Source organism: Sphingopyxis sp., from assembly GCF_016793825.1.
Taxonomy (GTDB): Bacteria; Pseudomonadota; Alphaproteobacteria; order Sphingomonadales; family Sphingomonadaceae; genus Sphingopyxis.
Map to the genome: position 1 here is coordinate 92,088 of NZ_JAEULM010000033.1, position 25,933 is coordinate 118,020.

Genomic DNA, 25,933 nt, shown 5'->3' on the forward strand with positions numbered 1-25,933 from the left:
CCCGTCACTATTGGAAAAACAGGGAGAAAATCGTGTTGCAGCTTCGCCTGGCCGTCCGTCTGTCCACCGCATTGTTCGTCGTCGGATCGACCGCCTGCACCCCGGTGGCCGTGAAAGAGGCCCCGGCGACGGCCTCGTCGCCCGCTCCGGCCGCGGCGCCTGCGGGCGCGACGCTTGCGCAATTCTTCGACAATTACGATGCCGCCCAGCTATCGCTGAGTCCGCAGGGCAAGGCCTATCGCGGAATTCGCGACGCCGACTACGCGCGCTGGAACGACGTCAGCGACGAGGCTGAAGTGGCGAGCCACAAGCTTCAGCAGGCCAGCGCCGCCGCGATGCGCGGCAGCTTCGATCCAAAAACGCTGAACGAAGACGAAGCGCTGTCGTTCGAACTGTTCAATTCGAAGGCCGAGCGCGCCGACCGGCTGTTCGCGTACCGCGACCATGAATATATCTTCGACCAGATGAATGGCGCTCAGAGCCAGCTTCCCGCCTTCCTGATCAATATTCATCGCGTCGCGAACGCCGCCGAAGCACAGGCGTATATCGAGCGGATCCGCGGTCTTGGACCCCTGCTCGACACCTTGTCGGCGCAGTCGGCTGAGCGCGCCGCGAAAGGCTATGCGCCGCCGAAGTGGGTCTATGCCTATGTGATTTCGGATATCGACAATCTGATGAAGCCCGACAACGCGGTGATCGAGGACATCACCGCAAAGGTCGGGAAACTGGATATCGACGCCGCGGAAAAGGTGCGTCTTGTGGCGGCGGCGAAAGCGGCCTGGGTCGAAAGCGCTGGCCCGGCCTATGCGCGGTTGCAGACCGAAATGAAGCGCCAGCAGGCGAGCGCGCCAATGGTCGATGGCGTATGGCGGATGCCCGAAGGCAAGGCCTATTACGAAGCCTTGCTGTCGAACTACACCACCACCGATATGACCGCGGCCCAAATCCACGACCTCGGCCTCGCCGAAGTCGCGCGCATTCATGGCGAGATGAAGACGATCATGAAGAAGGTTGGCTTCAAGGGCACGCTGCCGCAATTCTTCGAGCATCTGCGGACAAGCCCGCAATATTATTACGACACGCGCGAGGCGTATCTGGCCGACGTCGCGGCCAAGGTGAAAGCGATGGAAGCGCGGCTTCCCGCCTTCTTCAACACGCTGCCCAAAGCCCCGTTGAAGGTGAAGGCGGTGGAGGCGTTTCGGGAAAAGTCGGCAGGCAAGGCCTTTTATTCCTCTCCCTCGCCCGACGGGTCGCGGCCCGGCACTTATTATGTGAACCTCTATGACCTGCGTGACATGTCGAAGACCGAACTCGAAGCGCTGGCGTATCACGAGGGCGTACCGGGACATCACCTGCAGCGTGCGGTGCAGACCGAACTCACCGGCCTGCCACCATTCCGGCGCTTCGGCGGCTTTACCGCCTACACCGAAGGCTGGGGCCTCTATTCGGAGGAGCTTGCAAAGGACATGGGCTTCTACACCGATCCCTATAGCGACTTCGGTCGCCTCGGCATGGAATTGTGGCGCGCGTGCCGCCTCGTCGTCGATACCGGCATCCACGACAAGCGATGGAGCCGCGAGCAGGCGATTCAGTATTTGAAAGACAACACCCCCAATCCGCAGGGCGACATCGAAAAGGCGATCGAACGCTATATCGTCTACCCCGGTCAGGCGACGGCCTATATGATCGGCAAGCTGAAGATCATGGAACTGCGCGAACGGGCGCAGGCCGCGCTGGGTCCGCGCTTCGATTTCAAGGCGTTCCATGACGTCGTGTTGCAGTCCGGCCCGGTACCGCTCGACGTCCTCGATCGGCGCGTCAATACGTGGATCGCTCATGAGAAGGATGTCAGATAGGTAATTGCGGGTTGACGCATCACGACAAATAGAAAATTATAAGAGGATAGAGAAAGGCGGCAACAAAGCTGCCCAGGGTCGGTCTCGTATGTCGGAACACACCTCTTCGCCATCGGGCGACGACGGCGATACGCCGTTCGAACTGCAATATTTTCCGCCCGATCCCGATCTGGCGGAAATGGTGTCGAGCTTTTATTTCGTGCGCCTCGATATGCCGCTGTTCGACGAAGTCGAACGCGCCGACCGTCCGCAGTTTCGCATCATGAGCGTTGCCGAAGGCGAATATGTCTTTCCCGATGGCTATCGTTTCCCCGCGAAGCGCGCCACGATCATCGGGCCGACCAGCGGCAGCGTGCGCGCGACCGGACGCGGCCCCTTGCGGATCTATGGTTTCGGGATGATGCCCGCGGGCTGGGCGACGCTGATGGGCGAACATGCCGACAAGCTGACCGACCGCGCGATGGACGCCGCCGACCTGTTCGGCGACTGGATCGAGGAGGTCATCGAAGCGCTGATCCAGGCCGAGAATACCGACGAACGCCGGGTGATCGGTAATAATTTCGTCCGCGAAATCCTGAAGAAGAACGAGCCGGCCCCGGTGTGGTTCACGCGCACCGTCGATGATTGGCTGACCCGATCGCCATCGCCGCAGGTCCCCGAACTCGTCGAGGCGACGGGGATGTCGATCCGATCGGTCGAGCGCATGACGAAACATTATTACGGCCTGTCGCCGCGCATGCTGGCGCGCAAATATCGCGCGGTACGCGCGGCCTCTTCGCTCGCCCGCGGCGAGACGCTGGAATCGGCGCAGCTCGGCGATGCCTTTTACGACCAGTCGCACCTGATCCGCGAAATGAAGCGGTTCGCGGGGGCAACCCCCGGCCAGTTGGCCCGGCCCACGCTCTACACCGAGGCGACGACGCGCGGCCGGAAGGAATTGACCGGCAAAGTCAGTCCGCTGGTGTCGGACACCTGAACCACGACGGGACGAAATAAAATAGCGCCGAATGACGATTTGGCGTTTTCGTACAATCGCGAATCACCGGCGACGCATAGTCAGAACATGCGACCCAGAAGAACTCTTCCTCGCACGAGGACAGAGACCTTCATCTTGGCACCCGTTTGACATGCGTCAGGCGGGTGCTTTTTTTGGCCCGAGAATTTTCTTGGCCGCGCGAAACCGCGCCTTGCTTGCGCGCCGCGAACCCTTCGCCTATATAAGTGGAGTAATTTACTCCAGTTAAGAATCGTTCGCAACTGCGACGGAAAAGAACATGCGCCTGTCCAACCTTGCCGATTATGCCGTGGTGCTGATGAGCGCCGCCGCCCGCCAGTGCGGGTCGGTCGCGCTGAGCGCCGGCGTGCTCGCCGAGCAGACCGGTATTCCAGGGCCGACGGCGCAAAAGCTGGTAAGCCAGCTCGCCCGCGCCGGACTCCTTGTCGCCTCGCGCGGCAGCGGCGGCGGCATCCGGCTTGCGCGGCCGGCCGCCGCGATCAATGTCGCCGATATCATCGAGGCGGTCGAAGGCCCGATCGCACTGACATCTTGTGTTTCCGAAGGACGACACGACTGCTCGCTGGAAGGGAGCTGCAAAGTCCAGCCGCACTGGGGCGTCGTGAACGGCGCCGTGCGCGGCGCGCTGGCCGGGATCAGCCTGGCAAGTCTGGCCGTGACACCGCGACTGTCAGGTCCGTTTGCGTCGAGCGACGCCGGGACAGCGCTCGACACGATACAAACCATGGGCCTCGCGACGTCGCTCGAGGCGAACGGGATTCTGCAATGACCGATAATACCGAGCTTCCCGTCAAGGACCAGGCCGCGCACGACGCAGCTGCAAAGGTTGCCGATTACGAGCATGGCTGGTCCTCCGCCATCGAGACCGATTTTGCGCCCAAGGGCCTGACCGAAGAAACGGTCCGCTTCATCAGTGCAAAGAAGAACGAGCCTGAATGGATGCTCGACTGGCGACTGAAGGCCTTTCGCCACTGGCAGACGATGGAAACGCCCGATTGGGCAAAGCTCAACGTCCCGCCGATCGATTACCAGGACGCTTATTATTACGCGGCACCGAAGGCGAAGCCAAAGCTGTCGTCGCTGGACGAAGTCGATCCCGAGATCCTCGAAGTCTACAAGAAGCTCGGCATTCCAATCGAGGAGCAGAAGGTGCTCGCCGGCGTCGAAGGCGCGCGCAAGGTCGCGGTCGATGCGGTGTTCGACAGCGTCAGCGTCGCGACGACCTTTCGCGAGGAATTGAAGCGCGCCGGCGTCATCTTCCTGTCGATCAGCGAAGCGATCCGCGAATATCCGGAGCTGGTAAAAAAGTGGCTCGGCAAGGTCGTGCCGATGCATGACAATTATTTCGCGACGCTCAACTGCGCGGTCTTTTCCGACGGCACTTTCGTCTACGTGCCCGAAGGGGTGCGCTGCCCGATGGAGCTGTCGACTTATTTCCGCATCAATGCCGAGAATACAGGGCAGTTCGAGCGCACTTTGATCATCGCCGACAAGGGCGCCTATGTCAGTTATCTCGAAGGCTGCACCGCGCCGATGCGCGACGAGAACCAGCTCCACGCCGCGGTGGTCGAACTGGTCGCGCTCGACGATGCGGAGATCAAGTACAGCACCGTTCAGAACTGGTATCCGGGCAATGCCGAAGGACTGGGCGGCATCTATAATTTCGTGACCAAGCGCGCCCTGTGTCAGGGCGCGCGCGCCAAGGTATCGTGGACGCAGGTCGAAACCGGCAGCGCGATCACCTGGAAATACCCAAGCTGCGTCCTCAACGGCGACGACAGCGTCGGCGAATTCTATTCGGTCGCGGTCACCAACAATTTCCAGCAGGCCGACACCGGCACGAAGATGATCCACAATGGCAAGCGCACGCGCTCCACCATCATCAGCAAGGGCATCAGCGCGGGCCGATCGAACAACACCTATCGCGGTCTGGTCCGCGTCGCGCCAAACGCCGAAGGCGTGCGCAACTTCACCCAGTGCGACAGCCTGCTGCTGGGCGACCGATGCGGTGCGCACACGGTGCCGTACATCGAAGTCCGCAACCCGACCGCGACCGTCGAACATGAAGCGACGACAAGCAAGATCAGCGACGACCAGCTTTTCTATGCGATGCAGCGCGGGTTGAGTCAGGAAGAGGCGGTGGCGCTGATCGTCAACGGCTTTGCGAAGGAAGTGCTGCAGCAACTGCCGATGGAGTTCGCGGTCGAGGCGCAGAAGCTGCTGGGGATCAGCCTCGAGGGGAGCGTGGGGTGATCGGACCGACGGCCCTGTCGGCCGGGTTCGGCCTGCTTCTGCAGCTGTCGGCCGCAAGCGATGCCGCGACCGAGGGGCGGAGCGCGCTCACGGCGCAGGAAGAAAGGCAAGCCGCCCGTTGGCGGTTCACGATGCCCTATTATGACCAGAAAAAGCAGACCTTTATCTGTCGAACGGCGACGACGTCGGGCGACGGAAAATCCGACCGGTCCTTCTGCCGGGCGATGGTTGCCTGCTACAATCGCCATCGCGCGGAGTACAACCGAATGATGCGCGTCTCGCATGATGCCGCCGAAACGGACGCGGCGGCGCGCGATTTTCGTCAGAAGCGCAATCTCTGCTTTCGAAATGAAGTTGCAGCGGAGCGCGCGTCCGGCGCGCCAGCGCAATAGAAGTTGCCGCAGATGCCCATGACCGAACGCCCAAGCACTTCCGTCACCGCCAGCCCGCTGCCCATGGCGCGAATGCTGGTCGCCCGGCAGCCGCAGGCGTCCCAAATCGAGACAGCCCGCGCCAAACCTGGCATCAATGGCGCCGCCGCTGCGCCAGCATTAACTATAATTTCGTCCAGTCCGCATCCGGGGACATGGGAAATCATGCCTTTGTCATATTCTGTCCTTCTATCCGATTCGGTCTGGAGGCAGCGCGATGGCACGGGGTTTGGAATTCGACTGGTCCGAAGCCGATCTGGTCGTGCATCCGGTGCAGGCGGTAGCCGCCTATCCGACGCGGCAGGGCGTGCTGATCCGTCAGCAAAAGGGATTGGAACGGGGGGATCGCGACGAGGTCGTCATGATACCGCACCACGCCGTCAGCATGCTGATCCAGCGGTTGCAGCACCTCCAGAATACCAGCGTGATCGGCGTGGAAGCCGTCGCCAATTCGGAGCTGGTGGAAATCTTCGCGGCCGAGTAGCCGCCGCTTATCCCGCCTTCCCGGCAAATCATTGCTCCATCTTGTCTCGTCGACCGCGGAACGCTTCGCTGCGCCGCGGCGCGTCGTCGCATGCCTCCGGCATGCGCGCGGCGACCAATCCTGCCTGAAAGCCCGAAATGCTGAAAATTGAAAACCTCCACGCGACCGTCGCCGACAAGCCGATCCTGAAAGGCCTGTCGCTTGCCATCAATGCGGGCGAGATCCATGCGATCATGGGGCCGAACGGTGCGGGCAAATCGACGTTGTCCTACGTGCTTGGCGGACGGCCGGGGTATGAGGTCACCGAAGGATCGGCGACCTTCGACGAACAGAATCTGCTCGACATGGACCCGCACGAGCGCGCGGCCGCAGGTCTGTTCCTCGGCTTTCAATATCCGGTCGAAATCCCCGGTGTGTCGAACGTCCAGTTCCTGCGTGAGAGCCTGAACGCACAGCGCAAGGCGCGTGGGCAGGAACCGCTGTCGGGCGGCGATTTCCTGAAGCTGGCGCGCGAGAAGGCCGGGCTGCTCAAGATGGACATGGACATGCTGAAACGCCCCGTGAACGTCGGCTTTTCGGGCGGCGAGAAAAAGCGCAACGAGATGGTTCAGATGGGCATCCTCGACCCGAAGGTCGCTATTCTGGACGAAACGGACTCGGGGCTGGACATCGACGCCCTGCGCATCGTCGGCGACGGGATCAACGCTATCATGCGCCGCCCCGACAAGGCGGTGCTGCTGATTACCCATTACCAACGCCTGCTCGACTATGTGCAGCCCGATTTCGTCCATGTCCTCGCCGCCGGACGGATCGTCAAGTCGGGCGGCCCCGAACTGGCGCTCGAACTCGAACGCGAAGGCTATGCGGAGATCGCAGCTTGAGCGTGAGCGCCCTTCCCTCGCGGCGCGACGAAGCGTGGCGCTATAGCGACATCGACGCGGTGACTGCGACGTGGCCGTTGCCCGCGCCTGAAAGCATCATCGTGCCCGCGGGCGGCGACTTTCGCCGCGCGATCGTGCAGGACGAAGGAACCATCCGCCAGATCGAGCTCGTGCTTGGCAAGGGCGCGACCGCGGCGCTGCATGTCCTCAACATCGGCGGCGCCTATGGCCGTATCGAACTAGGGGTGACGCTGCACGAAGGCGCCGATTTCACGCTCGGTGCGGCGCAGATCGGCGGCGGCGAACAGAATCTGGAGATCGTCACCACCGTCACCCATGCGGAGCGCGGCGCGACGTCGCGGCAGACAGTTCGCTCGGTCCTCGGCGGTACGGCAACGGGCACCTATCTCGGCAAGGTCGCCGTCGCGCGCGATGCGCAGCAGACCGACAGCGAGCAGGATGTGAAGGCGATGCTGCTGGATCGCAGCGCGACCGCCAATGCCAAGCCCGAGCTCGAAATCTTCGCCGACGACGTCAAATGCGCGCACGGTTGCGCGATCGGCGAACTCGACGCAATGGCGCTCTATTACCTTCAGTCGCGCGGTTTGCCGCCGGCCGAAGCGAAAAAGATCCTGTTGCAGGCTTTCGTCGCAGGCGTGTTCGACGGCGCCGAGGATGAGGAAAAGCTGCGCGCGCTCGCGCTCGCGAAGCTGGGAGAACTGGTGTGAGCATCACGACCGCCGCGCGCACCTTCCCCGACGTCCGCGCCGACTTCCCCGGCCTGACCCCCGGCTGGCATTATCTCGACACCGCCGCGACCGCGCAAAAGCCGCAAGCCGTGATCGATGCGACGGTGACCGCGATGGGCCGCGATTATGCGACCGTGCATCGCGGCGTTTACGCTCGCTCGGCCGACATGACGCTCGCCTATGAGGCGGCGCGGCGGCGGATCGCGGCGTTCATCGGCGCGCGCGAGAACGAGGTTGCGTTCGTGCGCGGCGCGACCGAGGCGATCAACCTTGTCGCCTATTCACATCCGAACAAGGGGCGTGTGCTGCTCTCCACGCTGGAGCACCACAGCAATATCGTGCCCTGGCAGCTTGCGGGATGGCAGGTCGACGTCTGCCCGCTGACCACCGACGGCTGCATCAACCTCGATGCCGCAGAGAAGCTGCTTACCCCCGAACACACGATGGTCGCCTTCGCGCATGTCTCGAACGTGCTCGGCAGCCCCCTCGACGTTGCGCGCGCAAGCGAACTCGCGCACCGCGTCGGCGCCGAGTTGCTGATCGACGGGTGCCAGGCGGTGCCGCGTCTGCCCGTCGATGTCGCCGCGCTCGGCTGCGACTATTATGTATTTTCGGGCCACAAGCTCTACGGCCCGACCGGCATCGGCGTGCTGTGGAGCGACAAGCTGGAGGCGCTGGCGCTCTGGCAGGGCGGCGGATCGATGATCGACCGCGTGACCTTTGAACGTACGACATACGCGCCCGCACCCACCCGTTTCGAGGCAGGCACGCCCGCGATCATTGAAGCGATCGGGCTCGCAGCGGCGGTCGACTATGTTGAAAGCATCGGCGTCGACGCGATCCATGCGCACGAATGCATGTTGGTCGGGACAGTGCGCGAAGCCCTGGCACGCAGGAATAGCGTCACCGTGTTCGGTCCGGAAAACAGCGCCGGGATCGTCAGCTTTGCGATGACGGGGGTTCATCCACACGACATCGGCACTATCTTGGACGAAAGCGGGGTCGCGATCCGCGCAGGGCACCATTGCGCACAGCCGCTGATGGAGCATCTCGGCGTGCCCGCGACCGCGCGCGCGAGTTTTGGCATGTACAGCAACGAAGACGATGTGGCGGCGCTGATCGACGGCCTTGCCCGCGTCGAGAGGATTTTCGGATGAGCGAGGACCGAATGAGCGAGACCAGGATTCGGGTCGAGGAAGTGGACAGCGTCGAGGCGCCGCCTAAGGCGCGGGTCGCGGATGCCGAACCGGTGCCGGAAACGATGGACGCCAAGCTGGAACGCAAGCGCGACTATCTGGAAGGTTTCCTCGCCGCGCAACCGGCGGCAGCCGATCCGCACGCCGTCGGCGGCGACCTCTACGAAGCGGTGGTGGGCGCGCTCAAGGACATTTATGACCCGGAGATTCCGGTCAATATCTATGATCTTGGCCTCATCTATAACGTCGAGATCGACGAGGGTCATGTGATGATCACGATGACGCTGACGACGCCGCATTGTCCGGTCGCCGAATCGATGCCCGCCGAAGTCGAACTGCGGGTCGGCGCGGTACCGGGGGTCGGCGATGCCGAAGTCAATCTCGTCTGGGATCCGCCCTGGTCGCCGCAGAATATGAGCGACGAAGCGCGCCTTGAACTGGGAATGCTGTGATGATCGAAACGAAATCCCGCGCCCGCCCCGCCGCCGTCGCGTTGACGCCCGGTGCCGAGGACCGCATCGCAAAGTTGATGGCGACCGCCCCCGAAGGCGCGATCGGCGTCCGGCTGTCGACCCCGCGCCGCGGTTGCTCGGGTCTCGCCTACTCGGTCGATTATGTCACCGAAGAGCAGAAGTTCGACGAGAAGATCGAAACCCCAGGCGGCACCTTCTATATCGACGGCGCATCGGTGCTGTACCTGATCGGCAGTACGATGGATTGGGTCGAGGATGATTTCGCCGCCGGCTTCGTGTTCGCAAACCCGAACGCCAAGGGCGCCTGCGGCTGCGGAGAGAGCTTTACCGTCTGATCAGCGGCAGATCGACCAGCCGGCGGTCCTGACTGCCATATCGAGATGGAAATGATCGGCGTGCGCCGCATCATGGTCGGGTGACAGCACGGTACTGAACAGGCCGCACGATCCGTCGCGGACCTCGTGGAGAAATTCGCTGCGCTTGTCGCCGGGCGCCCAGTCATTGATCAGCGCGACCCGCGTTCCGTCAGCCAGGACAAAGGCGGAGATATCGATCGCATTGGCGGTCGAATGCTCACTCTGCGCATTCCGCCCCGCGATCGTGCGGCAATTGTAACTGCCAAGATTTTCGAGTTCGACGACCTTTTGCCCGAAATATTTTCGGGCAGCCGGTTGCACCACATCGCGGGTCCATAACGCCATCGCGGCAGTCACCGCGCAGCCCGGCGCGGCGTTGGCGGGGCGCATCGTGGGAACCATGCGGTTCCCGGTCAACACCATACGCTGACTCGCGCGGCATTGCCCCACGCCGACCACCGGCCGCCGCGCATAGCCCGCGCCGATACGATCGAAAGCCGCGAAGCAGGCGGCGTCGTCCGCAGTGAACGCCATCAGCTTGCGATGCGTGGCCCAGCCCTGCGGCTGGCCGAACTCGAAGCGCGCGCCGGGGAAATGCTGCGGATGCGCGCGGACCCACTGCATCGCCCAGATTGCCCCCAGCGTCAGCAATACCGCGACAGCAAACCAGGCGAGATAGGGACGGAGGCTGGCCGGCATCACGCCGCCAGTGACAGGGCCACAAACGCAGGATCGTCATCGTTGGCGGCGCTGCGCGGCCGGACTGCACGCCGGATACGCCGCGCCCGGATGCGCGCGCGGCGCGGCAAGAGCCGCCCGATCTGCAAGGCTATCCATGCCCGCATCGAACGGGCGCGCGCAAAGGCGGAGAGCGTCCAGCCGGCAATCAGCACATCGACATAGGCGGTAACATCCCACGCCATGATCATCGCCATTTCGGCGGGCAGGGTCATGGCGAAACCCTGAAGCGCGACCATTCCAACGACGAGGAACAGGATATGCTTGCGCTCCAGACGGGCGGAGAGCCGCAGCGGCTCCTCGACCAGATGACGATGCAGCCAGCCAGCGATCGGCGTTTCGGGAGCAAAGATCATCGCAGCGATCAGGGCGACGAGAAACAACGCAAAGACCATGACCACAATCTCTCCATCCGGGAACCCCAAGATAGGCGGTGCGGCGCCGGCAGCAAGTCGCCGAAGCGGAGATAAAAGATCAGAGCGGTTCGAACGTCACTGTCAGCCCGTCCTTGGGATGCGGAATCGGCAGCACCTGCCATTCGGGCGCGTAACCATCGCGCACGACGATACGATGCGTCGTCACGACGTGGTGGAAAAATATCTTCGCCTGCATGTAAGCGAAGTGCAGGCCCAGACACATGTGCGCACCGCCGCCAAAGGGCACCCAGGCATATTTGTGCCGCTCGCGCGCAGCCTCGGGCGCAAAGCGCATCGGGTCGAACTTCTCGGGCTCGGGCCAATGCTCCGCCATCATATGGGTGAAGGACGGACTGACCCCGACGCTGGTTCCGGCGGGAATCCGGTAGCCACCATATTCGAAATCCCTGAGCGCCCGGCGCGGAAAGCTGGGCACCGGCGGAACAAGCCGCAGCGACTCCTTGAACGCCCATTCGGTGAGCTCCAGTTCGCCAAGGCCGTTGTGCCCGACCCCCTCGCCCGCCGGCGCGACACCCAGCATCTCTTCGCGCAGCCGATCCTGCCATTCGGGATGCTGCGCCAGCATCCAGACCATCGAGGTCACCGAGCTGGTGATGGTGTCATGCGCCGCCATCATCAGGAAATTCATGTGATCGACGATCGCGTCGACCGACAGATACTCGCCATCGTCATCCTTGGCGCGGCAGATCTGGCTGAAAATATCTTCTCCCACGCCGTCCCGCCGCTCCGGCACCATGCGTCCGAAATATTCGACCAGATAGGCGCGCCCTTTCGCGCCGCGGCCCATGGCCGTGAAAGGCAACGGGCGACGCACGACGCCGATCGACGCCTGCACCATGTCGACGAACGCCTTGTTGACCTTGTCCGCCTCCGGTCCCCATGGAATTCCGAGAAAGCTCGTCGCCGCGAGGTCGAGCGTCAGTTCCTTGATCGCCGGATAGAATTGGAATGTCCTGCCGCTCCATTGCTGGACACGATCCCTGATCCCCTCGTTGAGCGAGTCCGCATAATGGCGCATCGGTTCGGGCTTGAAAGCAACCGACAGCACCTTGCGATCCGCCCGGTGCTTTTCGAAATCCATGAGCATCAGCCCGCGCGGAAACAGCAGGTTGAGCACCGGTCCCCACCCCTGCTCGGACGAGAAGATCTTGTCGCGGTCGAACATCACCAGTTCGTTCGCCTCGGGCCCATGCAACGCCACGCTGCGCCCGCCAAAGCTGTTGTTGCGGTACACACGGCCGTATTTCGCGACCATCCGCCGCGTAAAGCCCGGATAATCGCGAAGCTGTTCGAGCGTGTTGCCGATGACCGGCATGCCGTCTTCGCCCGGAATATGGTCCAGCACCGCATCGGGATTGCGCGGCAGCCAATGCGCCGTGTCGGGGCCGAAACGACCCTCCGACCAATAGGGTTTCGCGGGGGCGTTCATCGGGGCGACCTCGTCGGTTGTTGCGATCGCCCGGTGGCTATAGAACTGCTGACATCAATGCAAGTAAGGCCTGTCCCGCTGCCGGACTCCATTCACCGCAAATTCAACTCGACTCATGCAATCCAATGGCAAGATAGCGGGTCGCATCCGTTTGCACCCTGAAGGACAAAGTCATGGCGAAGCGTTTCCGGGCCAGGAGTTTCAGACACCCCCTCTCTGTCGCACTCGCGGCCATCGCCACGGCGACGCTGGGCGGCTGCTATTATGGCGATGTCTATGGCACGAGCTATGCTTCGGGCGGCGACTGCATCTCGCGCTATGGCGCCAATTACTATGACTATGACGGTTACGCCTACGACGACGGCTATGGCTATGACTGCTATGACTCATCGGATTATGGCGCGGGCTTCGTCAACATCGGCTTTGGCGGCGGCTGGTACGACAATTATTATTACCCCGGATCGGGCCTGTGGCTCTTCGACAGCTATAACAACCGTTATCCGCTGCGCGGCCAATATCTGAACTATTGGGGTGGTCGCCGGGCGTGGTGGAAATACCATGGCGGCCGCGGCGATGGTCACTGGAACGGTCCCGGCCGCGGCAACGGCGATGGACGATATGGAACACGACCACCCGCCCCCGGCACAGGCAATGGCGCCCCGCCCTCCGCTAACAATCCCGGACGCCCCGATCGCCCCGGGGCCGGCCGGCCACAGCGGCCGCCGCAGGGCGACGGCAACTATGCGCGCCCGCGTCCGCCGCGCGGCAATACGCCCGCGACCGAACCGGGCGAGGTATTCAACGCGCCGCCAGTCGGGCAGCGCCCGCCGCGCAACTGGACGCCGCGCAATCCCGAGGCCGGACGTACGCCTCAACGGGCCCCCACCGGGCGTCCGGACGCCTATCGCCCCGCGCCGACCCAGCAGGCCGCCCCGTCCCGTCCCGTGGAGCGCAGCGCACCACCGGCGGTCCGCAGCGCGCCCGAGCCGCGCAGCGCACCTCACGGCCGCGCACCGCGCGTCGATCGCCCGAACGGCGTTCGCGAAGAATAGCGTCCGCGATCAGGCGTCGGTCGGCGGGGTCCGCTTATCGGTGACCATGTCTTCCTGAAGTTCCAGCCCGCGCGCACCGTGATGCGACGTGTGGGCGGGGGCGTGGGGCCGTTCGGCTTCCGCCGGTTCGGGCTCTTCGAGCATCCCTTCCCATTTGGTGATGACGCTGGTCGCCACGGCATTCCCGACGACGTTCGTCGCGGTACGGCCCATGTCGAGGAACTGGTCGATCGCAAAGATCAGCGCGACTCCTTCGATCGGCAGGTCGAACATCGCGAGCGTCGCAGTGATCACCACCAGGCTCGCCCGCGGCACCGCCGCGATCCCCTTCGAAGAGACCATCAAGGTCAGCAGGATCAGGATCTGCTGCGTCATCGACAGTTCGATATTATAGGCCTGCGCGATGAAGATCGTCGCGAAGCTGGCGTACATCATCGATCCGTCGAGATTGAAGCTGTATCCCAGCGGCAGTACGAACCCCGAAATCCGGCGCGGCACGCCGAACCGGTCGAGCTGCTCGAACAGTTTCGGCATCGCGGCTTCCGACGACGCGGTCGAGAAGGCAATGAGCAACGGTTCGCGCACATAGCGGATCAACTGGACGATACGGCGGCGCAGGAAGATCGCGCCGATACCAAGCAGCAGCGCCCACAAGACGATGAGCGACAGATAAAATTCGGTCACGAGCTCGGTGTAGGTCGCAAGGATCCCGAGGCCGTATTTCGCAACCACGCCCGCCAGCGCGCCGAACACCGCGATCGGCGCCAGTCGCATGACATAACCGGTGATCTGGAGCATGAGTTCGGCAAGCGCCTCGGCGCCGCGCACCAGCGGCCTGCCCTTTTCGCCGATGGCGGTCAGGCCGACGCCCGCGAACAGGGAAAAGACCAGGATCTGGAGGACGTTGTTTTCCGCCATCGCCTGAAAGATATTCTTCGGAAACACATGTTCGATGAATTCGAACAGGTCGAGCTTCTTGACCTCGCCCACCTCGGCAATCGAATGGGCACCGACGGTCAGGTTCAACCCCGCGCCCGGTTCGAAGAAATTGACCAGAAGCAGGCCGAGACTGATCGAGATCAGGCTGGCAAGAATGAACCAGGCAATGGCGCGCGTTCCGATGCGGCCAAGGGCGGCGCTGTCGCCCATATGCGCGATGCCCGCAATCAGCGTTCCCAGGATCAGCGGCGCGACGATCAGCTTGATCAGGTTGAGGAAGATCGTCGAAAGCAGGGTGAAACTGCGCAGCCAATAGGTAAAGGCCTCGCTGTCGGCAGGAACGGTGACCCGAACCGCATAGCCGACGATGACCCCGAGGATCATGCCGATCAGAATATATAATGTGAGGCGGCGTTCCATCAAATCACTCCCCTGTCCCGTCGCGGCGGGTCCTTATCGGGCGGGGGTAACAGGCTGATCCGCCGCGGGCAATCGATGATGCGAACTCAGGACAGGCAGGCCGCTGTCAGCCGCATTGGGCGCGATGCAGCAGCTTGTGATCGGCCAGAACCAACGCCATCATCGCCGCGACCACCGGTGCGCCACGAATGCCCACACAGGGATCGTGACGACCCTTGGTGACGATGTCCGCTGCTTCACCCGCCTTGTTGATCGTCGGCACCGGCGTGAGGATCGAACTGGTCGGTTTGAACGCGACGCGCACGATCACTGGCTGGCCCGTCGAGATACCGCCCGCGATACCGCCGGCATTGTTCGAAAGGAAATCGGGGCGGTTGCTGCCATCGGTTGCAGGACGCATGGGATCGGCGTTTTCTTCGCCGCGCAGCCGTGCCGCGTGGAAGCCGGCGCCGATCTCGACACCCTTCACGGCGTTGATCCCCATCATCGCGGCGGCGAGGTCGCTGTCGAGCTTGGCATAGATCGGCGCCCCCCAGCCGGCGGGAACGCCGCTTGCCGCACATTCGATCACCGCGCCGAGCGAACTGCCCGATTTGCGCGCGGCATCCATCAACCCTTCCCAGCGCTGCGCCGTAGCCGCATCGGGGCAGAAAAAAGGATTGCGATCAATTTCTTCAAGGTCGAAGTTCGCAGGATCGATCGCATCTCCGCCGATCTCGGCCACCCAGGCATGGATTTGCACCTCCGGGATCACCAGCCGCGCGACACCGCCTGCCGCAACACGCGCCGCGGTTTCCCGCGCGCTCGACCGCCCGCCGCCGCGATAGTCGCGGATGCCATATTTGGCGTCATAGGCATAATCGGCGTGGCCGGGCCGATAGGCCTGCGCAATCTCGCCATAGTCTTTCGACCGCTGATCCACATTCTCGATCATCAGACTGATCGGCGTACCCGTCGTCTTGCCCTCGAACACCCCTGACAGGATACGCACCTGGTCGGGTTCCTGCCGCTGCGTCGTGTGGCGCGACTGGCCGGGGCGGCGCTGGTCGAGATAGGGCTGGATATCGCCTTCGGATAGCGAGAGCCGCGGCGGGCAGCCATCGACGACGGCGCCGAGCGCGGGGCCGTGACTTTCCCCCCAGGTCGTGAAGCGCAGGATGCGCCCAAAGCTGTTGAAACTCATATCCTACCCCAAGCGGTCGAATGCGGGCGCGTATTCGGCGCGGCCGCCTTGCGGCCATATCGCCTCGCTGTCCAGCATCATTGCCATGAAATGCGGCCCGGCAAAGGGCGACGCAAAGCGCGCCGCGAGTTCGGCGGAATAGCCGAAACGGGAATAATAGCCGGTGTCGCCGAGGACAAAGGCGATCGCAACACCATCCGCGCGCAAGCGATCGCTGCCAGCACGGATCAGGGCGCCGCCGATGCCTTGCCCCTGCGATCCTGGCGCGACCGACACTGGCGCCAGCCCGGCCGCCGACAACGGCGCACCATCCGCTTCCGCCGTCATCCGGCTGAACAGAGCGTGCCCGATAACCGAACCATCGCGTTCGGCAACCAGCGAAACCACGATATCGCCGTCCGCCTCCAGCATCCGCACCAGTTCAGCCTCGCCCTGATCGCCGAATTCGGTTTCGGCAAAGGCGGCACGAACGATCCCGTCGATGGCATCGGCATCCGCCGCCGTCGCGGCGCGGATAACGAAGTCGTCAGGCAAGCGCGATATCCGGGGCATCTTCCTGCTTCATGCCGACGGTGTGATAGCCCGCGTCGACATGGTGTGTTTCGCCGGTGACGCCCGACGCGAGGTCGCTCAGCAAATAGAGCGCCGATCCGCCGACATCGTCGATCGTGACGTTGCGGCGCAGCGGGGCATTATGCTCGTTCCACTTGAGGATCAGGCGGAAGTCGCCGATTCCCGAGGCGGCGAGCGTCTTGATCGGGCCGGCCGAGATCGCGTTCACGCGCACCCCCTGCGGACCGTAGTCGTTGGCGAGATATTTGACGCTCGTCTCCAGAGCCGATTTCGCGACGCCCATGACGTTGTAATGCGGGATCACCTTCTCGGCACCATAATAGCTGAGCGTCAGCAGCGACCCGCCACCCGCGCCGGTTTCGGGATCGAAGGGCGTCATCATCGCCGCCGCGCGTTTGGCGACCGCAGTGAAGCTGTAGACGCTGATGTTCATCGTCATCAGGAAATCGTCGAGCGTCACCTCGGCATAGTGACCGCGCAGCGCCTCCTTGTTGGTATAGCCGATCGCATGGACAACGAAATCGATCGTCGGCCAGCGCGCGGCAAGCGTCGCAAAGGCCGCATCGAGATTGTCCATATCGCTGACGTCGCAATCGATCAGGAAATCACAGCCAAGCTGGTCGGCAAGTGGCTTCACCCGCTTTTCCATCACTTCGCCCTGATAGCTGATCGCGAGTTCCGCGCCATGCGCGTGCAACGCCTTCGCGATGCCCCAGGCGAGCGACTTGTCGTTCGCAAGACCCATGATCAGCCCGCGTTTGCCCTTCATCAGACCCGTCATTTTTCTTCTCCGGCCTTTTTGTCTTCGATAATGATGTCGTCGATGCGCCCAATAGCGTCGTGTCCCAAATCCTCAACCTCCACCAAGGCTGCATTGAGTTCGGCGCCAACCACCATACCCAATCCGACGAGGTAGAAAAAGAACAGCGCGATCATCACCCCCGCAAGGCTGCCATAGGTCGCGTCATAGCTGAGCAGGCTGGCGAGCAAGGGCGGAAGCGCAAGGGTGACCGCTATCCACCACAGCGTCGTGAACAGTGCACCCGGCCATTTGGGGAACTGCCGCCGCCGGTATTTGGACGGGGTCAGCGAATAGAAGAGCAGATAGATCGCAAGGAACAGGCCGAAACCCGACACGCCGCGCGAGATCGCGACGGTTCCTGCCGACTGATAGGCGGGCGGGAGGACGCGCGCAATGAACTGCTCGATCCCGACGATCAGCACCTGCATACTGAACGACAGGATCATCAGGACGACCGCGCCGGTGATGATCCCAATCGACAGCAGGCGGTAATGGAAGAAACCACGGCTGAAATGCGTGCCATAGGCACGGCGCAGAATGTCGCGCATCGTCTCGATGAAGCTGCCCACCGTCCACAACGCGACGAGCGCCCCGATCCACAGGAAAATGCCGGTGCGCGCGCTCATGACCTCCCGGATCGGCCCCGCGAGCGCTTTTGCGACGGAAGGTGGCATCAGCGAGAAGACGGCCTCGATCGCCGCTTCGCCGCCGGAACTGCCGCCCAGCAGGCTCAGCACCGCGGCAACAAGGATGAAGAACGGAAAAAGCGCGATCAACGCAAGATAGGCCAGATTCCCCGCATGGATGAAACCGTCGGTATAGGTACCGACAACGACGCGGCGCAGAATTCGGAACGCCCGCGTTCCCGGCCCCAGCGTGTCGCGACCCCGTTCGAGGACGCCCTGCGCCCGCGCGCGCAATTTGACGCGCTTCGCCCGTTCGGCGCGCGCTTCGGGCGAATGCGGCGAATGCCCTTCGGCAAGAAACTCCTGGCCGACTTCAACGGCCACCTCGCGCTCCAGCGCGGCGACGATCTTTTTCTCGCTTGGCTCAGCCACGCATCACACGCCAAGGTCCGCCCGGACCGCGCGCGCGTCGGTCCACGCCTCAACCAGCTTTGCAAGCTCGTGGTCGTCGGGCGGCAGATCGACCATCAACCGGACGAGCTGGTCGCCGCGGCCACCGGCCTTCTGGCTGAACCCTTTGCCTTTCAGGCGCATCACCTTGCCGGAGGTCGATCCCGCAGGGACCGACAGCATGACGGGTCCATCGACGGTCGGCACCTTGATTTTCGCGCCCTTGACCGCTTCGTTCAGCGTGATCGGCAGATCGAGCCGGATATTGTCGCCCTCGCGCTCGTAGAAAGGATGATCCTTGACGGCGATCGTCACGATCCCGTCGCCATGGCCGCCCGGGCCTGCCTGCCCCTTGCCCGCGAGGCGCATCTGCGTACCCGTTTCGACGCCGGCCGGAAGCTTCAGGTCGATCGTCTTGCCATCGGCCAGCGTGATGCGCTGCATCGCCTGCGTTGCGGCATCGACGAAGGAAACCGACAGACGATAGGCGACATTCGCTCCCTTGGCGGGCGGCGCGTTGCCGCGGCCACCAAAGCCGCCGAACGGTCCGCCACCGCCGCCGCGCCCGCTGAACAATCCCTCGAAGATATCGCCGAAGTCGGCGCCCTCGTTCCCGAAGCCGCCAAAGCCGCCCTGCGCACCGCCGCGCGGGTCGCCGCGAAATCCGCCGCCTCCGCCGCCGTAGCCGAAAGGCATGGCGGGATTGCCCTCGCCATCGATTTCTCCGCGATCGAACTGCGCCCGCTTCGTCTTGTCGGACAGCAGGTCATACGCCTTGGTGACGTCGGAAAACTTCTCCGACGCCTTGGGATTGTCCTTGTTCTTGTCGGGGTGGAGCTCCTTGGCAAGCTTGCGATAGGCGGATTTGATCTCCGCTTCATTTGCAGTTCGCGCAACGCCCAGGGTGGAATAAGGATCGGCCATCTTGCTCCTGTAGCCCGATAAGTGACTGGCCGTGAAGGCCTGATTAGCGCGCGATGTGGGAACAACGCAAAGGTCGGTCAAGGTCCATCCCGCCAGCATAGCGGCATGACGAGGATGCGATGAACCTCGACCATTACCCCCGGGCGCATTATGACGCGCGCATGAGTGACGATCCCTTTGCCCAATTCGCCGCATGGTTCACCGAAGCTCGCGCCAGCGAGCTCAACGATGCCAACGCAATGGCTCTTGCGACCAGCAGCCCCGACGGCCACCCGTCGCTGCGCATGGTGCTGCTGAAAGGGCACGGGCCGGACGGGTTCGTCTTCTATACCAATCTCGACAGCCGCAAGGGCGGCGAACTGGCAGCGAACCCACATGTCGCGCTGCTTTTTCACTGGAAGTCGGTTCGGCGCCAGATCCGCGTCGAAGGCGCGGTCGCGCCCGTCGATGCCGCCACGGCCGACGCCTATTTCGCAACCCGCAGCCGCGACAGCCAGCTTGGCGCCTGGGCCAGCGACCAGTCGCGCCCTCTTGACAACCGCGCGACCTTCGAGGCGCGCTTTGCCGAGATGCAGGCGCGGTTCGAGGGGCAGGATGTCCCGCGACCACCCCGTTGGTCGGGCTGGCGCGTCACGCCCGAACGGATCGAATTCTGGCAAGACCGCGAACATCGTCTGCACGAGCGCACCCTGTATGTGCGCGAAGGCGACGGCTGGACGAAAGGACTTCTCTACCCATGAGTGCTCTCCGCTCGCTTCCCATCACGCGCGTCGACGCCTTTGCCGACCGACCCTTCGCCGGCAATCCCGCCGCGGTCATGCCGCTGGAGGAATGGATGAGCGACGCGATGCTGCAGGCGATCGCGGCCGAGAACAACCTCTCCGAAACCGCCTTTCTCGTTGCCGACGAGAGTGGCGAGGCCGATTATGAACTGCGCTGGTTCACCCCCACCGTCGAAGTCGCGCTCTGCGGCCATGCGACGCTGGCGAGCGGGCATGTGCTGTTGTCGCACGCGGCCTGGCGCAACGAAATGCGCTTCCGGACGCGCAAGGCCGGCATCCTGCAAGTGATGCGCGGGGGCGACGAGAATGACTATCGCATGCTGCTGCCCGCCTATCGCGCGGAAGCGAAGGCGATGCCCGACGTGGCGACAGCGGTCGGCGGCGATGTGGTCGAAATGCTGTGGCACGATGGCGGTTACGCGCTGATCGCCTATCGTAGCGCCGCGGAAGTTCGCGCGCTGACGCCCGACTTCGCGGCGCTCAAATCCGGGGGCGACCGCATGTACATCGCAACCGCACCGGGCGCGGGCGATCCGTCGGGGGCCGACGTGGTGAGCCGCGTCTTCGTGCCCGGCGGCGGGATCGACGAGGATCCGGTGACGGGGTCGGCGCATTGCGTTCTCGCCCCCTATTGGGCAACGCGCCTCGGCCGTGATCATTTCGCCGCCTGGCAGGCCAGCACGCGCGGTGGTCATATCGGCTGTCGCCTGATCGACGATCAGGTCGAACTGACTGGCCGCTGCGTCACAACGCTGGTCGGGGAATTCTTGCTGTAGGGCTGACGGAAAATCAGAGCGCCGCGAGCAGGTCGGCGAGGTGACGGCGAAGGGCAGGAAATTCGTCGTCCCTGGTGATGCCCAACCGCACGACCGTCACCCGCTGCGACGGCGACACGATGATATATTGCCCCTGATGACCGATGCAGGCGAAAAGATCGTTCGGACCGCGGTCCGGCCAAAGCGCGGCGTCGGCGCCCGCAGGCCGGCTGCGATTCAACCAGATATGCCCACCATAGCCGGCGTCGTTCGGCGAGGGTGAAAGCATGAAACGCATCCAGGTTTCGGGCAGCAGCCGCTGGCCGTTGACGACGCCGCGATTGCGCAGGAACTCCCCAAATTTTGCATAGTCACGGGCGGTAGCGTGCATGATCGACCCACCGATCATCGTACCGTGCGCGTCAAACTCAGGCGTCAGACTGGTCATCCCAAGCGGTTCGGCAAGCCGGCCCTGGATAAATTCGCGCATCGCCTCCCGCCGCGCGTCGGGATTTTGCGAAGGGGTGAGCGTATCGGTCAGTATGTCGGAAAGAATGACGCTGGTCGCCGAGCTGTAGTTGAATAGCTCGCCCGGGCGCGCGGCCGCCGGCTTTGCTTCGGCAAAGCTCGCCATATCCTGTGCGCCGGCGCCAAAGAGCATATCGACCGTATCGCCCTCCCACACCGGATTGCCGGTTTCGACATGCTCGAGGCCCGACGCCATATGGAGCAGGTTGCGAAGTGTGATCGCGCCCCGAGGATCTCCACTCCGCTCCCACGCAGCCACCGGCGCCGGGCTGTCGAGCGACAATTGGCCGTCGGACACCATGATTCCCGCAAGAACCGCGGTGATGCTCTTCGCCATCGACCAACTGATAAGCTTCGAATTCGGGCCGAAACCCTCGCCATACCGCTCATAGATCGGCTTGCCGTCGCGCAGGACATAAAGCGCGCGAGTTTCGCCCACGTCGCTGGCGTCTGCGAAGAGCGCATCGGCCTTGGCCTTGATCGCCGGATCGAGCGCCGGCAGCGCCTGCGACGTATCGACAGCCCGCACGTCGTCGAGCGAGGCGCCGAAGGTCGGGCCCGGCGCCGCAGGGGCGATACTGCCCTGCCCCGCCGCATGCGTCAGCGACCAGCCTCCCAGCAGGACGAGAGCGGCACTTGCCAGCATGGCTTTTTTCGTGATCATGACTGGCGTGACTAACACCAACCCGCCCGATCCGGCAACGGCAGACCAGAAACCGTCAGCGCCGCCCCCCGATGTGCCGCCGCATCTGCGCGGACGGCGGCGGCGGGACGGCAAGAGCGGCGGCTGGCTGCCATGGGTAATCGGCTTTGGCGTCCTGCTCGCGATTTTCCTGGTCTGGAAATTCCCATCGTTCAAGGCGCAGGCCGAACTGGGGTCCGCCTATGCCGCTCGCGTCGGCTGTTCTTGCCGCTATGTTCAGGGCCGCAGCCTCGATAGCTGTCAGACCGACTTCGAGCCTGGGATGGAAATCGTGTCGCTGAGCGACGATCCGGCAACGAAGACCGTCACCGGCAGCGTTCCCCTGCTCGCGTCGCGCAGCGCACGCTATGCCGGTGCGAGCGGGTGTCTGATCGGCCCCGCAAATTAGGGTCCCGACCCTAACGTCCGATACGCGCCGCGATCATCGCGAAGGCGGCGGGAACGCCAAAGACGATCAGCCAGACCCCCCCTTCCTCACCCCAGCCATAGCCGGCCGACAGCACGCCGACGAGCAGGTTGCCGATCGATACGAGCAACCACAGGGCGAGAAAGACCCTCGTCGCACGCCCCTTGTCGCGGATGAGAATGCGCATCGCGATCAACAGCGCGAGCCCGGCGATCAGCATGATGGTGGTATGTGACACGATCCTGTTTCTCCCCCACGAACAGACTATGCGTCAGCGGCCCCGAACCGGCCAAACCACGGCGCCCAGCGGCGCCATCCGCCATGATAGCTTCCCCATTCCCATATCGCGGTGAACACCAGCACCGCGAAAGCCGCCATGCCCAGCGCGATCGGCTGCCAATGGAGGAACCAGGCCGCGGCGCCGACCGCGACCAGCAACACGCAACCGATCATGTGCGAAAACGGCGGCAGCGAGCGATCGTTCGTGGCTTTCTTGAAACCCATGTTGCCGATCAGGAACAGCAACGAACCGCCGATCGTGACCGCGAGAAACGCCGGCTCGATATGGCCATAGGGGTGCATCAGCAGCATCTCGTCGGCGACCGCCGAGACGACGAGGCCAGCGACGATGGGGATATGCCAATAGGTGTAGGCGTTGCGCGCGATCAGTCCTGCCTGTTCGCTCGCCTCGATCCGCTCGCTCCCGCGGACGGCACCTGTATCGAAATAGAGCCACCAGAGCGCCGCCGACCCCAGGAAGCAGGTCGCGAAGGCAAGCCAGTGGATACCGTCCTGCGGCAGGCTTGCGAAGGTCGCCCCGGTGATCAGAACGCCTTCGCCCAACGAGATGATGATGAACAGCGCACAGCGTTCCGCCATATGCGCGCCAGAAATATCCCAGTCATGCCCCTTCGAGCGCCCGAGACCCGGCGTCGGAAAGAAGGTGACGGGTCCCATGTAATCGACAAGCAGGGCGCCACCCCAAAGGAACAGGCGCTGCTCCGGCGTTGCCAGCGCGCCGGCAACCCACAGAGGCAGCGACAGGAAATGCCAGAAGGCGATCCGCGTGAAATTGCGGGCGCGACCATCATGAATGCCGCGGCTCGCCCAGATCATGTAGAATGTTCGCCCGATCTGCATCGAGCAATAGGCCGCGGCGAACAGCCAGCCGTTCTTGCCGAACGCCTGAGGAATCGTGCTCGACAGCACGAGTCCGCCCATCATCAGCGCAATCAGCATCAACCGGACGTTCGCCCGGTCGGGATCGAGCCAGTTTGCGACCCAGGTGGTGAATATCCACACCCACCATACCGCAAAAAGAAGCAGCAATATCTGCAAGCCGCCAAGCCAGCTCAGATGTTCGAGCAGCGCGTGTGACAGTTGCGTGATCGCAAAGACGAAGACGAGGTCGAAGAAAAGTTCGATATTGGTGACCGGCGCATGGCCGTGACCGCTGCGCGCGCGGAACAGATCGTTGCGGCTCACAATAGCCCCTCCTTCGTCGCCTGACGACGCCAGGCCCCGGGAGATATACCCAGCTTGTTCCGGAAGGCCGCACATAAATGCGCGTGACTCGAAAATCCGGTCGCAAAGGCGATTTCGGCGACGCTGAGCGGCCGGTTCATCAGGAACCAGCGCGCGCGGCGCAAGCGCTGGTTGAGCAGATATTGCGCGGGCGTCCGCCCGGTCGCTCGGGCGAAGTGGATGATCAGGCTATTGACCGACATGCCCGCCTCCGCCGCCATATCCTCGACCGTCAGATGTGTTTCGATCCGTGGTTCGATGAATGTCATCAGATTGTCGAGCCGCCGCGATATGTCCGCCGTCGCGGGGAAGCGCATCACGCCGCCGTCGAGCGTCTCAGCGATCGCGGCGAGCAGCGGATCGGCTGCCGCATCGTCACCCGCGCCCAGCGCCCGGACCAACGCTGCCAGGGCCGCATCCTCGTGCGCCGCGATTACCCGCGCGTCCTTGGCAACCGTCAATAACTCCGCCGGGATTTCCACCACCCGATAGCGGACGGCGCCGCCCTGCGCCGCGGCGGCGAAAATCCGATTGGCTGGCGCAAGCCACATCTCCCCCGGCAGGGGGTCGCCGAGCGACGTACGCCGCCCGTCAAGCCATGTTTCCAGATAATGATAGCTTCCCGCTTCGTGCAAGGTCAGCACATGGACGTCGCGTTCGATCGTCCAGTCACTAGGGCCATCGATCCTGTCGACGATCGAGGCCGTCTTGAGTCGCCCCACGTCCATGACCGGAATATGGCAAAGATGGGAGAATCTGAAAGCCTGCAATCCGGGCGAATCATATGGTTAAATCGCCCCTCCAATTTCCGGGGACGTCGGCCAAGCACCCCTGGTCGGCTGCAGAATGCACGACCCTGGTGGGCCTGGTCGCACCACCACGAGACCCCTCCCGGCGGGCGGCATCGGATCTTGCCGCCCGCCACCTTTTTATCCCGGAAACGAGGCAAAAAGGCGCTTGCGTGATCAGTCTTCCGAAAGAAACACGTCCATCGCTGCATTGACGGCGCCGGGGTCTTCCCACGGGACGAAGTGACCACAGCCCGGCACCTTCACGATCGTCACGTTCGGCACCAGTTCGCTCATCCCGTCGAGATTGCTCGGCGGCAGCGCGACATCGTCCAGCGCCCAGACGACGAGCGTCGGGATCGTCAGTTTCGGAAAGGGTGCCGCCGCCGGCGCGTCATAAGGTTCGTCCATCGCCGGTACGTTCGCCGGCGAACCGCGATACCAGTTGATCATCGCCCGGCAGGTGTCGCGATCTTCCCAATCCTTGAGCAGTCGGGCGATCTCGTCGGGCGGCTGGATCCCGCCGCTCGGCACGCGCCCCGCGAAAGCGTGTGCCAGGATGCCGGCGATACCATGCTCCTCGATGATCACATCGCTCGCGGGATCGCGAAAGGTTCGGATATACTGGCTCGCCGCGCGCTGCCCCGGATCGGTGAGGAGCAGGCGCTGAAAGATTCCGGGATGCGGCGCGTTGGCGATCACCGCCCGCTGGACGCGCCCGGCCCAGGCGGGATGCAGCCCGCCGGGCTGCCCACCCAGCGCCACGCCCCAGGCGATCGCCCCGCCCCAATCATGGCCGACGATCGTGAACTCGCCGACACCCAGCGCGTCGGCGAGCGCGAAGATATCGGCGATCAGCTTGTCGGGCGTATAGGATTCGGCGCCCAGCGGCTTCGATGATCCGCGATAGCCCCTCTGATCGGGCGCAATACAGCGAAAGCGGTCCGAAAAATGCGGCAACTGGAAGCGCCAGGTACGATGCGATTCGGGGAAGCCGTGGAGAAAGATCAGCGCGGGAGCATCCCTTGGTCCGACATCGACGACGTCGAGTTCGACCCCCGTAGACAGTTTCACCCGAACCTGCTCGAAATCGCCGTCCATCATCCGCTCCTTAAGTTGCTTTTCAAAACCAGATGGCGGGGATCGGCGAAGCTGGCAAGCCACCTTGTATCGGGCGACA

The 25,933-nt window shown here is 63.6% G+C and carries 29 protein-coding genes; 15 read left to right on the plus strand and 14 right to left on the minus strand.

Annotated features, from left to right (window positions below):
- The first annotated feature begins 32 nt into the window (after positions 1-32).
- The 11 genes from JNM03_RS10285 (at position 33) to JNM03_RS10335 (ending at position 9,673) form a co-directional block, all read left to right on the plus strand.
- A complete protein-coding gene (locus JNM03_RS10285; RefSeq protein ID WP_294036363.1) occupies positions 33-1,856 on the plus strand; it encodes a DUF885 family protein in 1,824 nt (607 codons plus the stop codon).
- Positions 1,857-1,944: 88 nt separating this feature from the next.
- Complete coding sequence (locus tag JNM03_RS10290; RefSeq protein ID WP_294036364.1) at positions 1,945-2,832, plus strand: helix-turn-helix domain-containing protein; 888 nt, start codon at positions 1,945-1,947, stop codon at positions 2,830-2,832.
- A gap of 298 nt (positions 2,833-3,130) precedes the next feature.
- Complete coding sequence (locus JNM03_RS10295) at positions 3,131-3,640, plus strand: SUF system Fe-S cluster assembly regulator (protein WP_294036365.1); 510 nt, start codon at positions 3,131-3,133, stop codon at positions 3,638-3,640.
- Positions 3,637-5,124 carry a Fe-S cluster assembly protein SufB gene (sufB, locus tag JNM03_RS10300; protein ID WP_294036366.1) on the plus strand — a complete coding sequence of 496 codons (1,488 nt, stop codon included), beginning with the start codon at positions 3,637-3,639 and terminating at the stop codon, positions 5,122-5,124. Before JNM03_RS10295 ends, sufB begins: the two co-directional genes overlap by 4 nt.
- A complete protein-coding gene (locus JNM03_RS10305; RefSeq protein ID WP_294036367.1) occupies positions 5,121-5,516 on the plus strand; it encodes a hypothetical protein in 396 nt (131 codons plus the stop codon). The genes sufB and JNM03_RS10305 overlap by 4 nt, the downstream gene beginning before the upstream one ends.
- 256 nt (positions 5,517-5,772) lie before the next feature.
- Entirely contained in the window at positions 5,773-6,039 is a 267-nt protein-coding gene (locus JNM03_RS10310) for a hypothetical protein (RefSeq protein ID WP_294036368.1), read from the plus strand.
- 137 nt (positions 6,040-6,176) lie between these two features.
- A complete protein-coding gene (gene sufC / locus JNM03_RS10315; protein ID WP_294036369.1) occupies positions 6,177-6,920 on the plus strand; it encodes a Fe-S cluster assembly ATPase SufC in 744 nt (247 codons plus the stop codon).
- Positions 6,917-7,648 (plus strand): SufD family Fe-S cluster assembly protein, encoded by a 732-nt coding sequence (locus JNM03_RS10320; RefSeq protein ID WP_294036370.1) that lies wholly within the window; start codon positions 6,917-6,919, stop codon positions 7,646-7,648. Before sufC ends, JNM03_RS10320 begins: the two co-directional genes overlap by 4 nt.
- A gap of 53 nt (positions 7,649-7,701) precedes the next feature.
- The gene (locus JNM03_RS10325; protein ID WP_294036421.1) at positions 7,702-8,826 is read left to right on the plus strand and encodes a cysteine desulfurase; all 1,125 of its coding nucleotides are present in this window, start codon (positions 7,702-7,704) and stop codon (positions 8,824-8,826) included.
- Positions 8,823-9,317, plus strand: a complete 495-nt coding sequence (locus JNM03_RS10330; RefSeq protein ID WP_294036371.1) for an SUF system Fe-S cluster assembly protein — start codon at positions 8,823-8,825, stop codon at positions 9,315-9,317. The genes JNM03_RS10325 and JNM03_RS10330 overlap by 4 nt, the downstream gene beginning before the upstream one ends.
- Positions 9,317-9,673, plus strand: a complete 357-nt coding sequence (locus tag JNM03_RS10335; RefSeq protein ID WP_294036372.1) for an iron-sulfur cluster assembly accessory protein — start codon at positions 9,317-9,319, stop codon at positions 9,671-9,673. Before JNM03_RS10330 ends, JNM03_RS10335 begins: the two co-directional genes overlap by 1 nt.
- Here the strand turns inward: JNM03_RS10335 and JNM03_RS10340 are convergent, their stop codons facing one another.
- The 3 genes from JNM03_RS10340 to JNM03_RS10350 form a co-directional block, all read right to left on the minus strand.
- Complete coding sequence (locus JNM03_RS10340) at positions 9,674-10,393, minus strand: extensin family protein (RefSeq protein WP_294036373.1); 720 nt, start codon at positions 10,391-10,393, stop codon at positions 9,674-9,676.
- Positions 10,393-10,833, minus strand: a complete 441-nt coding sequence (locus tag JNM03_RS10345; RefSeq protein ID WP_294036374.1) for a hypothetical protein — start codon at positions 10,831-10,833, stop codon at positions 10,393-10,395. Before JNM03_RS10345 ends, JNM03_RS10340 begins: the two co-directional genes overlap by 1 nt.
- A gap of 73 nt (positions 10,834-10,906) precedes the next feature.
- Positions 10,907-12,298, minus strand: a complete 1,392-nt coding sequence (locus tag JNM03_RS10350; protein WP_294036375.1) for a cytochrome P450 — start codon at positions 12,296-12,298, stop codon at positions 10,907-10,909.
- A gap of 173 nt (positions 12,299-12,471) precedes the next feature.
- Here JNM03_RS10350 and JNM03_RS10355 point away from each other — a divergent pair, with 173 nt between their 5' ends.
- Entirely contained in the window at positions 12,472-13,350 is an 879-nt protein-coding gene (locus tag JNM03_RS10355) for a hypothetical protein (protein WP_294036376.1), read from the plus strand.
- 9 nt (positions 13,351-13,359) lie between these two features.
- Here the strand turns inward: JNM03_RS10355 and JNM03_RS10360 are convergent, their stop codons facing one another.
- The 6 genes from JNM03_RS10360 to JNM03_RS10385 form a co-directional block, all read right to left on the minus strand.
- Positions 13,360-14,709 carry a dicarboxylate/amino acid:cation symporter gene (locus tag JNM03_RS10360; protein WP_294036377.1) on the minus strand — a complete coding sequence of 450 codons (1,350 nt, stop codon included), beginning with the start codon at positions 14,707-14,709 and terminating at the stop codon, positions 13,360-13,362.
- Between the two features lie 106 nt (positions 14,710-14,815).
- Positions 14,816-15,892, minus strand: coding sequence for a chorismate synthase (gene aroC / locus JNM03_RS10365; protein WP_294036378.1), 1,077 nt, complete (start codon positions 15,890-15,892; stop codon positions 14,816-14,818).
- 3 nt (positions 15,893-15,895) lie between these two features.
- Positions 15,896-16,426 carry a GNAT family N-acetyltransferase gene (locus JNM03_RS10370; protein ID WP_294036379.1) on the minus strand — a complete coding sequence of 177 codons (531 nt, stop codon included), beginning with the start codon at positions 16,424-16,426 and terminating at the stop codon, positions 15,896-15,898.
- Entirely contained in the window at positions 16,419-17,246 is an 828-nt protein-coding gene (locus JNM03_RS10375) for an SDR family oxidoreductase (RefSeq protein ID WP_294036380.1), read from the minus strand. The genes JNM03_RS10370 and JNM03_RS10375 overlap by 8 nt, the downstream gene beginning before the upstream one ends.
- The gene (locus JNM03_RS10380) at positions 17,243-18,325 is read right to left on the minus strand and encodes a YihY/virulence factor BrkB family protein (protein WP_294036381.1); all 1,083 of its coding nucleotides are present in this window, start codon (positions 18,323-18,325) and stop codon (positions 17,243-17,245) included. The genes JNM03_RS10375 and JNM03_RS10380 overlap by 4 nt, the downstream gene beginning before the upstream one ends.
- 3 nt (positions 18,326-18,328) lie before the next feature.
- A complete protein-coding gene (locus tag JNM03_RS10385; protein WP_294036382.1) occupies positions 18,329-19,267 on the minus strand; it encodes a DnaJ C-terminal domain-containing protein in 939 nt (312 codons plus the stop codon).
- 161 nt (positions 19,268-19,428) lie between these two features.
- On the opposite strand from JNM03_RS10385, the gene pdxH reads away from it, so the two are divergent.
- Entirely contained in the window at positions 19,429-20,007 is a 579-nt protein-coding gene (gene pdxH / locus JNM03_RS10390) for a pyridoxamine 5'-phosphate oxidase (protein WP_294036383.1), read from the plus strand.
- Positions 20,004-20,825 (plus strand): PhzF family phenazine biosynthesis protein, encoded by an 822-nt coding sequence (locus tag JNM03_RS10395; protein WP_294036384.1) that lies wholly within the window; start codon positions 20,004-20,006, stop codon positions 20,823-20,825. The genes pdxH and JNM03_RS10395 overlap by 4 nt, the downstream gene beginning before the upstream one ends.
- 13 nt (positions 20,826-20,838) lie before the next feature.
- Here JNM03_RS10395 and JNM03_RS10400 read toward each other — a convergent pair whose 3' ends face one another.
- Positions 20,839-21,996, minus strand: coding sequence for a serine hydrolase (locus JNM03_RS10400; protein ID WP_294036385.1), 1,158 nt, complete (start codon positions 21,994-21,996; stop codon positions 20,839-20,841).
- On the opposite strand from JNM03_RS10400, the gene JNM03_RS10405 reads away from it, so the two are divergent.
- Positions 21,995-22,423, plus strand: coding sequence for a hypothetical protein (locus tag JNM03_RS10405; protein ID WP_294036386.1), 429 nt, complete (start codon positions 21,995-21,997; stop codon positions 22,421-22,423). The two genes, JNM03_RS10400 and JNM03_RS10405, sit on opposite strands and share 2 nt — an antisense overlap.
- Positions 22,424-22,433: 10 nt before the next feature.
- Here JNM03_RS10405 and JNM03_RS10410 read toward each other — a convergent pair whose 3' ends face one another.
- The 4 genes from JNM03_RS10410 to JNM03_RS10425 form a co-directional block, all read right to left on the minus strand.
- Positions 22,434-22,679 (minus strand): hypothetical protein, encoded by a 246-nt coding sequence (locus JNM03_RS10410; RefSeq protein ID WP_294036387.1) that lies wholly within the window; start codon positions 22,677-22,679, stop codon positions 22,434-22,436.
- A 26-nt stretch (positions 22,680-22,705) separates the two neighbouring features.
- The gene (locus JNM03_RS10415) at positions 22,706-23,926 is read right to left on the minus strand and encodes a low temperature requirement protein A (RefSeq protein ID WP_294036388.1); all 1,221 of its coding nucleotides are present in this window, start codon (positions 23,924-23,926) and stop codon (positions 22,706-22,708) included.
- Positions 23,923-24,693 carry a helix-turn-helix transcriptional regulator gene (locus tag JNM03_RS10420; protein WP_294036389.1) on the minus strand — a complete coding sequence of 257 codons (771 nt, stop codon included), beginning with the start codon at positions 24,691-24,693 and terminating at the stop codon, positions 23,923-23,925. Before JNM03_RS10420 ends, JNM03_RS10415 begins: the two co-directional genes overlap by 4 nt.
- Before the next feature lie 237 nt (positions 24,694-24,930).
- Positions 24,931-25,854, minus strand: a complete 924-nt coding sequence (locus tag JNM03_RS10425; protein ID WP_294036422.1) for an alpha/beta hydrolase — start codon at positions 25,852-25,854, stop codon at positions 24,931-24,933.
- Positions 25,855-25,933 lie beyond the last annotated feature (79 nt).

Excerpts from the sequence above, each read along its gene's own strand:
- pdxH (WP_294036383.1), top strand. The coding sequence starts at position 19,429 with ATGAGTGACGATCCCTTTGCCCAATTCGCCGCATGGTTCACCGAAGCT.
- sufB (WP_294036366.1), top strand. The coding sequence starts at position 3,637 with ATGACCGATAATACCGAGCTTCCCGTCAAGGACCAGGCCGCGCACGAC.
- JNM03_RS10395 (WP_294036384.1), top strand. The coding sequence starts at position 20,004 with ATGAGTGCTCTCCGCTCGCTTCCCATCACGCGCGTCGACGCCTTTGCC.
- JNM03_RS10335 (WP_294036372.1), top strand. The coding sequence starts at position 9,317 with ATGATCGAAACGAAATCCCGCGCCCGCCCCGCCGCCGTCGCGTTGACG.
- JNM03_RS10340 (WP_294036373.1), bottom strand. The coding sequence starts at position 10,393 with ATGCCGGCCAGCCTCCGTCCCTATCTCGCCTGGTTTGCTGTCGCGGTA.
- JNM03_RS10400 (WP_294036385.1), bottom strand. The coding sequence starts at position 21,996 with ATGATCACGAAAAAAGCCATGCTGGCAAGTGCCGCTCTCGTCCTGCTG.
- JNM03_RS10420 (WP_294036389.1), bottom strand. The coding sequence starts at position 24,693 with ATGGACGTGGGGCGACTCAAGACGGCCTCGATCGTCGACAGGATCGAT.
- JNM03_RS10375 (WP_294036380.1), bottom strand. The coding sequence starts at position 17,246 with ATGACGGGTCTGATGAAGGGCAAACGCGGGCTGATCATGGGTCTTGCG.
- JNM03_RS10355 (WP_294036376.1), top strand. The coding sequence starts at position 12,472 with ATGGCGAAGCGTTTCCGGGCCAGGAGTTTCAGACACCCCCTCTCTGTC.
- JNM03_RS10425 (WP_294036422.1), bottom strand. The coding sequence starts at position 25,854 with ATGGACGGCGATTTCGAGCAGGTTCGGGTGAAACTGTCTACGGGGGTC.
- JNM03_RS10330 (WP_294036371.1), top strand. The coding sequence starts at position 8,823 with ATGAGCGAGGACCGAATGAGCGAGACCAGGATTCGGGTCGAGGAAGTG.
- JNM03_RS10405 (WP_294036386.1), top strand. The coding sequence starts at position 21,995 with ATGACTGGCGTGACTAACACCAACCCGCCCGATCCGGCAACGGCAGAC.
- sufC (WP_294036369.1), top strand. The coding sequence starts at position 6,177 with ATGCTGAAAATTGAAAACCTCCACGCGACCGTCGCCGACAAGCCGATC.
- JNM03_RS10360 (WP_294036377.1), bottom strand. The coding sequence starts at position 14,709 with ATGGAACGCCGCCTCACATTATATATTCTGATCGGCATGATCCTCGGG.
- JNM03_RS10290 (WP_294036364.1), top strand. The coding sequence starts at position 1,945 with ATGTCGGAACACACCTCTTCGCCATCGGGCGACGACGGCGATACGCCG.
- JNM03_RS10385 (WP_294036382.1), bottom strand. The coding sequence starts at position 19,267 with ATGGCCGATCCTTATTCCACCCTGGGCGTTGCGCGAACTGCAAATGAA.
- JNM03_RS10310 (WP_294036368.1), top strand. The coding sequence starts at position 5,773 with ATGGCACGGGGTTTGGAATTCGACTGGTCCGAAGCCGATCTGGTCGTG.
- aroC (WP_294036378.1), bottom strand. The coding sequence starts at position 15,892 with ATGAGTTTCAACAGCTTTGGGCGCATCCTGCGCTTCACGACCTGGGGG.
- JNM03_RS10350 (WP_294036375.1), bottom strand. The coding sequence starts at position 12,298 with ATGAACGCCCCCGCGAAACCCTATTGGTCGGAGGGTCGTTTCGGCCCC.
- JNM03_RS10295 (WP_294036365.1), top strand. The coding sequence starts at position 3,131 with ATGCGCCTGTCCAACCTTGCCGATTATGCCGTGGTGCTGATGAGCGCC.